Genomic DNA, 8,427 nt, shown 5'->3' on the forward strand with positions numbered 1-8,427 from the left:
AAGTCCCTTGTACATATTAATGCTGACATCATTTTTCATACAGCAAAGGTAAACATCTTTACGGAAAATCTATCATGTATCGTTGATATATTTGGGTAGGGATGCCACGGACTTTATCGGATGAGCCGACTTCTCGCCAAATCAAAAGACCATTGGTTTGAAGAACTGCAAATATTGTTAGACGAAGTGTCCCTGCTTTTAGAGAAACATCACGACAAGCAACTGTATTACGCAGTCAATCAAAGGCTGAAAGAGATGCATGACATCTTTAGTCTTGACCACTCGGTATTCGCTGAGAAGTTCAAGGCTAACTATTTATGCTTCTCCGACCCCAACATACTTGACCAGACCTACGAATGTCTGAAAGTCTTCCACAACTGTTTCTATGAGAGTGCAGACTTTATGTTGGCTCATCTTCAGTATGACACAGCCATATTATGCGGGAAGGCTATATGCCAGATTGCTTCACTCTCAGACGTGGTGTCGTTTGAGGATCATATCGAGACTCTGTTTCAGATTGCCATCGCTTATGGCAACAGAAGAGAATTCTACAAAGCCATAGAGTATTATGACATGGCCCTTGACCTTGCACGTGATGCAGACGACACCACGTACGAGTATATCTGCGTTATCAGGAAGTCAACTGTCTGCATTGCAGCTATCGACTTGACCGTATATGCCGACGTCGACTCCGGAAGGTTGTCCGTGGCTAAGGATTTAGTGGCATTGTGCAGCAAGTACAACCTCAATCCTTATGAGTTAGGCGAAAAGCTGCTGGAGGAAGAGACCTCAGAATTTCGTAAAGACCGCCTGAAGGAAGCGATGCCGTTCATTGACAATCTGATGGCATTACAACGTGGAGACTGGCAAACCGCATCACAAAGTACGAAAGAAATGAAAGATGTCGAGGCGAAAGCTTATGGTGGCAGCAAAGACCAATACAGCAATTCCGATCTGCTGTCCATTGTGTATAAGACGCTATACAATTCGGCTGCACGCGAAAACACGGAAGCCGATGCTGAAACATCAAGTCAGGACGAGGACACCATTTACTCCATGCCGTTCCTTGACAATCTGTTTTATGCAGACCAAATAAAGTGGCTGCTGCTATTTTCGAAAGATGAAATACAGAACGGACATCCCAAATGTGCAGGTCATTTAGCCGAGGAAGCACGAAATATCACTGAGAAGGTTTATTCTGACTATTACACAGCCATAGCTATACATTCTCTTGGACAGGTGTATGAAGGAAGTGGCGACATTGAAAATGCCGTCAAACTTTACGAAGAGGTTGTCAGCATGTTCAGCAATCCCCAGCATGAAGGCTCAGACATAACAATGTCCAGACAGCTTCTTTACTCCACATTGTACGAATTAGGCAATCTCAAGAAAAGCTCAGAACCTGAGTATGCCATAGAATTGCTTAGCAATGCGTTGGACAAGACTAAAGAATCAACAGACGCTGACAAGGATTTCTTCAGACTCAACATACTGATTTGCCGTGCGATGGCTTATCACAATCTCGGTAAAACATCCCATTCAGAGGCCGATCTGTCGGAAGCCATCAGTCTTATCATTTCGCAGTCAAGCCGTCGTCTGCCTTACATGGATGGCGATTTGCGCGAAAACTATTGGATGGAAACCAGCAAATTCATCCATCACACCATGCTATTGATTGACGAGCAAAGCTCTGCATCTTTACGCAAGAAGGCTTACGAGCTGGTACTTTACGCCAAGGGAATCCTGCTGAGCTCGGAACGTGCCGTCAAGAACGTGGTTTATTCCGACGGAACACCCGCAGACGTAAGAAAACTGTATGAAGACCTGGAACAACACGAGCAGGAGAAGAAGCCATGGGGCACATCCACAAACGGTTCTGCAAAAGAATATGTCGACAATTACATGATGCGTATGCGTCTGACATGCTCCTTGTGTGAAAAACTCGGCAGCTATTTTGATTTTCTGAATCAAGACTTCGAGGATGTAAAAGCAAAGATGGAGGCTACGGACGTCGTTGTTGACTTTTTCGATTACGAAACTGAAGACAATGACATCCTGTATCAAGCCTTTGTATTTCGTAAGGAAGACAAGGCTCCACACATAATCCGAATCTGCAAAGAGTCGGAAATCAGCGACGCATACACTGAGGATTGGAGCGTCAACACCAGACTGACCGACCTCTTGTGGACCGTAATCTCAAGCTCCTGTGACATTAAGTCCAACGAAAACGTCCTCTTCATCCCTTGCGGTTCACTGTCCGTCATACCTATAGAATCGTTAAAGGCAGATGCTGAGAGCGGCAAGACGTTGGAGGAAACATACCGCTCGTTTACACGCCTGAGCCATGTGCGTGAAATGAGCGGTTGCAAGGACCGCCAGAACATTAAGGACATCACCCTCTTCGGAGGCTTAAACTACGGAGAAGCTTCTGACACGCCAACGACTGACCGTGGATATAAGGTAGGTCTGCACACGTACGAGCCTACCAAACTGCTTCCATGGGGCAACCTCAGTGGAACGGAAAGAGAGGTCGGACAGATTTCGTTCAGAAGCAAAATGAGCGGCATCCATACCGTTACGTTCACCGGGCTTCACGGCACAGGTGACGCTTTCAAAGCATTGGACGGTCACTCCCCCACGGTCATACATCTGGCTACGCACGGTTTCTTCGAGACCAAGGACACGGCCCTTAACCTTCCTGCATTGCAAGGACGTGTCAGTCCGATGGATTTGTCTGGCCTGGTCATGAGTAACGGCAACCAAGGATGGCTGCATGGCACCCCCATCCATCGCGAAGGCATCCTAACTGCTGCCGACATAGCCAAGATGGACCTGTCTGACACTTCGCTCGTAGTGCTTTCAGCGTGCAACAGCGGCAGCGGAGCCGTTCGTTCAGACGGTGTCTACGGACTGCAGCGAGCCTTCAAGAAAGCAGGTGCAAGGACCATTATCATGTCTCTCTGGAACGAGTCTGACGAAGTAGGCGAAATGTTTATGATGTCATTCTACAATTATTTTCTCGCAGGTAATTATACTAAAAGGCAAGCTTTCACGTTAGCTAAGAATGAGATAAAGAGACACTATCCTCATCCGTTCTTCTGGGCTAATTTTGTAATGTTAGACTAAAAAAAAGACGAATGTCCGATAGAAAGTGACAATCCTCTTGCTCACTAAGTATGTTTCAGATACTGAACTTGCGCAAGTTCAATCAGACATATTTAAATTTACGATTATGGACAGACAGGAATTAGTGAGCATAATGGCTAAGTATATGGACGGTGTGGCGACAGAGCCTGAAGCCTTCGCCACACTGGACCATCTATTACAGTCAAGAGAGAACAGACAAATCTTTAATATAGCGTCGGCAGGATTCAATAGGATGCAGCCGATAATACAACAACGAATATGAAAATATTATGGAGCAAGCATACATTAACGACATCAATCTTAAGAGCAGCTTCTTTGCAAGACTGACAGAAGAGCGCCACACTGTTAACGGACTGACAGACGGCGTAGTATATGTTGTCAGCGAGGAGAACGAGGAGGCTGAAGCGGCAATAAGGAAAGTTAAAGAGGCGTTGAGTTCTTCCATGTTCCGCAAGACTTGGGTGACAGATTACAGCTGCGATTTCATGCCGAAGGACATTGCCATTTCTTCCGACACCCAAATGGGAAAGCTGATTGCCGAGGACCATAACCTTGTCATGCCGCTTATAGCTCCAGACAACAATGCCCATATTTATCTGGTCGGCAAGATTGACAATCTTATGTTTCTTGATTCGGCAGTGTCATTTCTGACTGTTGACGCTGACCTTATCATCTCCTCCGTCATCAGTCATGCCTTATCCAACGTCAGTCCCGAGACGATTGAGGCGGTGCTGACGGGATTGAGTGAGCAAGAAGTAGAGAGATTGTTCATAAAATCCTCCTACTCTACGTTCCGCCGCAAAACCGACGACATCCATTTCCGTGGCAATCATGCCGCCAATCCGATAAGCGTAATCGGCGATACGGCTGTCGAAACAGAAAGACGATTCCGTTCTGGCGAACTGACATATCAGGAAAGAACAAAGATGTTAAGCAAGCTTCCTAACATTATCAAGCGAAGAAAAAGCGACGACCCACAAGTCAGAGCAAAGGCAGACGAGGAATATCAGGAGCTGATGGGGGTGCTGAGCAAGCGCGAGATATATAAGATGCTGGATTCGCTGTTGCTCTCCACCAAGCCGTCCGTCACAAAAAACATCACATCAGAAGTCACCGACCGTGAAGCAATGGGACGTAAGACAGCATACCAGATTGTCCTTTCCAAGCGCGAGAAAAACAGAAAGCCATACAATTTTCATGACGATTATGCATATTGGCTGTTCATTAAGGAAAAGGACGGCACGCTCCACCCCGTGAAAATGCAGAAAGCGTCCATGACTATATATGTGTTGTCCCTGATAGAGAAAGTCACCAAAGACCGAAACAACTACATCGTGGACGTAAAGAAGAACCACAAGGCATACATCGAGGCCAACCGGCGGTTATTTGATAACAAAGAAGAGGAGGCGGAAAAGTCGTACAACGGACTGAAGATAAACAGGGAAAACCAACAGGGAAAACTTGGCGAATGCTATAGCGACATCGAGTTCGCATTGCAGACAACCTTCAAGAACCTGAAAGAGGATTATTCGCCTTTCTTGGCTAACAGACAGTTCCCTTTGACCATAACGAAGGAAAAAATAGAGTTGCCAGAAACTTTCCTTTCCCTCAAAATACACTAAATTCGGCAAAAACGATACATTTTCATAACGTCAATAACAAACAACGATTTCATAACATACTGACAACCAACACATAAACTAACAACACAAGCCCGAAGGAACGAAAGAATCCACTGGCACTGAATTTACCATCCTAAACCGGTAGTTTTGCATCAGAATTAAATTTCTAATGCAAACTATCGGTTCTTTTTTATATGACCGTAGTGCATAACATCGTAATTATTAACTTTTAACCGATACGATATGCGCAAGGCTACAGAAAATCAGACAGTGAAGGATTGGGTGGAGTGGCTGATACTCTTCGGTAAGCACAAGTACAATCTCAGCAAGGACGAAAATCTCGCACTCCGTGATGCCATCACCACCTACAGCAGTGTGGCTGAAAAATTCTTTTTCGAGGCTATCATACCGATGTGCAAGGGACTGGCACATAAGATTTATGAGACCTACAAGGTTGTGATCAACATTCGCGACATCTCCACATGGGTGTATGCCGGCATGTATGACGGAGGCAAGTGGACACGCTTTAGCACCTATCGTGGCGACCAGTCCATCTTTGCTTGGACAGCAACTTGCGCCAGCCAGATAGTCTTTAAGGAGCTCGACAAGCAGCATCTCATACCCCCAAACAGCGATTTGAACGCTACGAACACGTCATTGACCCTGAAATCTATGCAGTATGACTCTGAACGTCAGATGGTTATCGACCTTGTGGATGTTCCTGAGCTCCATTCTGTCCTCACTATGATCTACGTTAATCGTATGACTGACGAGCAGATTATGGCTGAGAAAGGCTTGTCCAAGCCACTTCTCCGAAAGACAGTCAGGACAGCGGAGACCATGCTCAAGGAAGCGCTCATTGATAAGGAAAGCATGCTGGTTGTGAGATCGAACGGCAAGATTGTCAATCTTGTCAGGGAAGCTCTCAGCGATTGCAGCGGCGTGTTTCAGACCAGCACCTCAGACGACGCAATGGCGATTGCCGAAAAGCAGCTTTACACCGATAATGAAGAAAATGAGTTGCACGTTTTGCAAAGCCAATTCCGCCCTGGTCTGCCATTTCTCGAGCAATGGGTCCTTTTTGTTGTTGACCGCGCCCAAGAGATGCCTTGGACTACGGAGGAACAGACCGTCTTTTATGAACGCTTTTACAATAATGAGGATCCTGTAGCTTTAGCCCGACGCCTTGGTAGAAGACGGACCTGGATTGACAATAAATTTCATAAGCTCAACGTAGAGATCACTACATACATCATTAATTGGATGAAAACATAAAAAAATAACAAGAAAACATAATATACTATGAACAAGAGAATTACAATAGCAAGCGCCCTGGAGATAATTGCTTCAGGGACAAGAGATAAAGGACTCGATTGTGAGACCATGCAGAAATTCCCAAGAGAGACCTCGTACCTCCAAAGAAAGCTACATCTTACGAAGATGCAGTGTTACATCGTGGCGGTCATGCTTGACAACGCTGGCGACCCCGTCTCGCCAGACGACCTTGCCGACCATGCGGAAGCAAACCGTATTTTCATTCTGGGACTACAGAATGAAATGGACATGCTGGTGGACAGAGGTGTCATCAATGTTGTCGGGGGAGGCAGACACAATGTCTGGAACATGCATTACATGCCTTCCGAATCACTTGTCCAGGCTGTGAGCCACAACCATGAGCTTCGCCCCGAGGTCATGTCAGACCTGACCTATGAGGAGATGTGGGATCGCATAACAGACCTGCTGCGTGCCTGCGAATTCGACAATCTTTCTTTTCCATTAATGGTGGAGAAGGTGAAGAAGATAATGGAAGGATGCTGTCATCTCGACTTCTGCGAAAAGATATTGAGTCTGAACCTTAACGATGCCGACATGATTCTGCTGCTGATAGTATGCAACGCACTTGTCAACAAGGCAGACGACTATGTCACGACGTTTGACTATAACAAAATCCTGCCTCACAGTTCGTGCTCGATGATTGTCAAGCAGTTCAAGAACAAGACCAGCGACCTTGTCGTCAAGGACATCCTCGAAAATGTTGACAACGACGAAGAAGACTTCCGACTGACCGTCCACGGCATTCTCCTCCTCTTGGGCGAGGAGTATGTCCCAGAAGACAGAAAAGAGCCGAAGCAGACCCCTGCCCCACCCAATAAGCAGACCATTGTGCCCAAAAACATGTTCTACAATGAAGACGAACAAAAGCACATCCTACGCCTTAAAGCCCTTCTCTGCCAGGACAGCTTTGTCAGCATACAGCAGCGCATGAAAGAGGCAGGACTGCGAACCGGCTTCTGCTGCCTCTTCTATGGTGCGCCCGGAACGGGAAAGACCGAAACCGTCCTCCAGATAGCAAGACGTACCGGACGTGAGATTATACGTGTTGATCTCTCGTCACAGAAGAGCATGTGGGTGGGCGAATCGGAGAAAAACATAGAGCGTATCTTCGCCGATTACAGAGAGAAGCTCTCACAGTCCGAGCTCGCTCCCATCCTCCTCTTCAATGAGGCAGACGCCATCTTCAGCAAGCGTCACGTAGGAGTGAATTCGGAAGTGGAGCAGATGGCTAACACCATGCAGAACATCCTGCTCCAGAACATGGAGAACTTCGAGGGCATACTCATAGCCACAACCAATCTGGCAGACAACTTCGACCCGGCTTTCCATCGGCGTTTCCTCTATCGCATTGAGTTTAAAAGCCCGTCCGCAGAGGTAAGAAAGCAGATATGGCGAAGCATGCTGCCTGACATGGACGAGAGCAACATCAAGGCTATGGCAGAACGGTTCAGCATCAGCGGCGGACAGATAGAGAACGCCGTGAGAAAAATGATGATAGAATCCATACTGAAAGGTCGCCCGTTAAATACGGATGAGATCATCGCCATCTGTGAGGACGAAGTGCAGAAGAAGATAGTAAGTTTAAAGAAACTATGCGTATAGTGATCTAAAAGCAGCGCTTTAATTATATGAAACAGCCTTTTTTGTCATCTCACATCGTTCGATATACATGCTTACATCGAACGATGTGAATGTGTGCATCGAACGAAATGAATGTGTGTATCGAACGAAGTGAGTGTGTGTATCAAACGAAAAGAAAGAACAATGGAGGCTCAACGACAACAGAAAATCAGCGGTGAGACGAATCAATAACGATTCTTCTATCTAACCAAGGCACACCATAATCCATGCCAGATTCGTCTGCAACAAATAACCAACTGAACTTTCGGATGTCTCGAATCACACGGATGTTGCGTGCGGAGAACTGCAGAAAAAGCTAACATAGGAGGCTATGGCGTCTCGCCGTAGCCACGCACCCACGAAAGGAAGCAGATTGAGTATGAGCTGCGGGTTCCGCGGAGCGGGACCTATATCATGAAACCCACTGCAAGCTGCGAAGCAGCGCAGCTGTGGGTATGTGCGTCACCTCCATCGAAATATAGTTCCCCGAAGGGTAGGGTGTTCAAAATCGCTTTAAAATCCTGCGCATTTTTTACCTATAGTATTGATGCGCTTGACCACCAAATTTGGAGAAAAGTTTTCATCCGTCCATTCCTTAATGTGACGGTGTCTTCCTTCCTCCAATCTTTGTTTAAAATTGAAATTAACTCGTCTGTCCTTATCTGCCAAATTAAGGCGAAGCGGCATCATCAGAATTATAGGA

Annotated in this window: 6 protein-coding genes; 5 read left to right on the forward strand and 1 reads right to left on the reverse strand. The window is 46.4% G+C overall.

Annotated elements, in window-relative coordinates:
* Nucleotides 1-120: 120 nt before the first annotated feature.
* The 5 genes from CHL74_RS14410 to CHL74_RS14430 all read left to right on the forward strand — a co-directional run bounded on the left by CHL74_RS14410 (nucleotide 121) and on the right by CHL74_RS14430 (nucleotide 7,706).
* The gene (locus tag CHL74_RS14410) at nucleotides 121-3,126 is read left to right on the forward strand and encodes a CHAT domain-containing protein (protein WP_094881880.1); all 3,006 of its coding nucleotides are present in this window, start codon (nucleotides 121-123) and stop codon (nucleotides 3,124-3,126) included.
* A gap of 106 nt (nucleotides 3,127-3,232) precedes the next feature.
* Nucleotides 3,233-3,409: a hypothetical protein gene (locus tag CHL74_RS15930; protein ID WP_176452278.1), complete on the forward strand. Its 177-nt coding sequence runs from the start codon at nucleotides 3,233-3,235 to the stop codon at nucleotides 3,407-3,409.
* Nucleotides 3,410-3,416: 7 nt separating this feature from the next.
* Nucleotides 3,417-4,769: a hypothetical protein gene (locus tag CHL74_RS14420; RefSeq protein WP_094881882.1), complete on the forward strand. Its 1,353-nt coding sequence runs from the start codon at nucleotides 3,417-3,419 to the stop codon at nucleotides 4,767-4,769.
* Between the two features lie 243 nt (nucleotides 4,770-5,012).
* On the forward strand, nucleotides 5,013-6,044 hold the full coding sequence (locus tag CHL74_RS14425) for a hypothetical protein (protein WP_094881883.1): 1,032 nt from the start codon (nucleotides 5,013-5,015) through the stop codon (nucleotides 6,042-6,044).
* A gap of 27 nt (nucleotides 6,045-6,071) precedes the next feature.
* A complete protein-coding gene (locus CHL74_RS14430) occupies nucleotides 6,072-7,706 on the forward strand; it encodes an ATP-binding protein (protein ID WP_094881884.1) in 1,635 nt (544 codons plus the stop codon).
* Nucleotides 7,707-8,237: 531 nt separating this feature from the next.
* Here CHL74_RS14430 and CHL74_RS16035 read toward each other — a convergent pair.
* A partial coding sequence (locus tag CHL74_RS16035; RefSeq protein ID WP_217901462.1) for a hypothetical protein occupies nucleotides 8,238-8,427 on the reverse strand: 190 nt, incomplete at its 5' end.

It is taken from the genome of Prevotella sp. 885, assembly GCF_002265625.1.
GTDB lineage: Bacteria > Bacteroidota > Bacteroidia > Bacteroidales > Bacteroidaceae > Prevotella.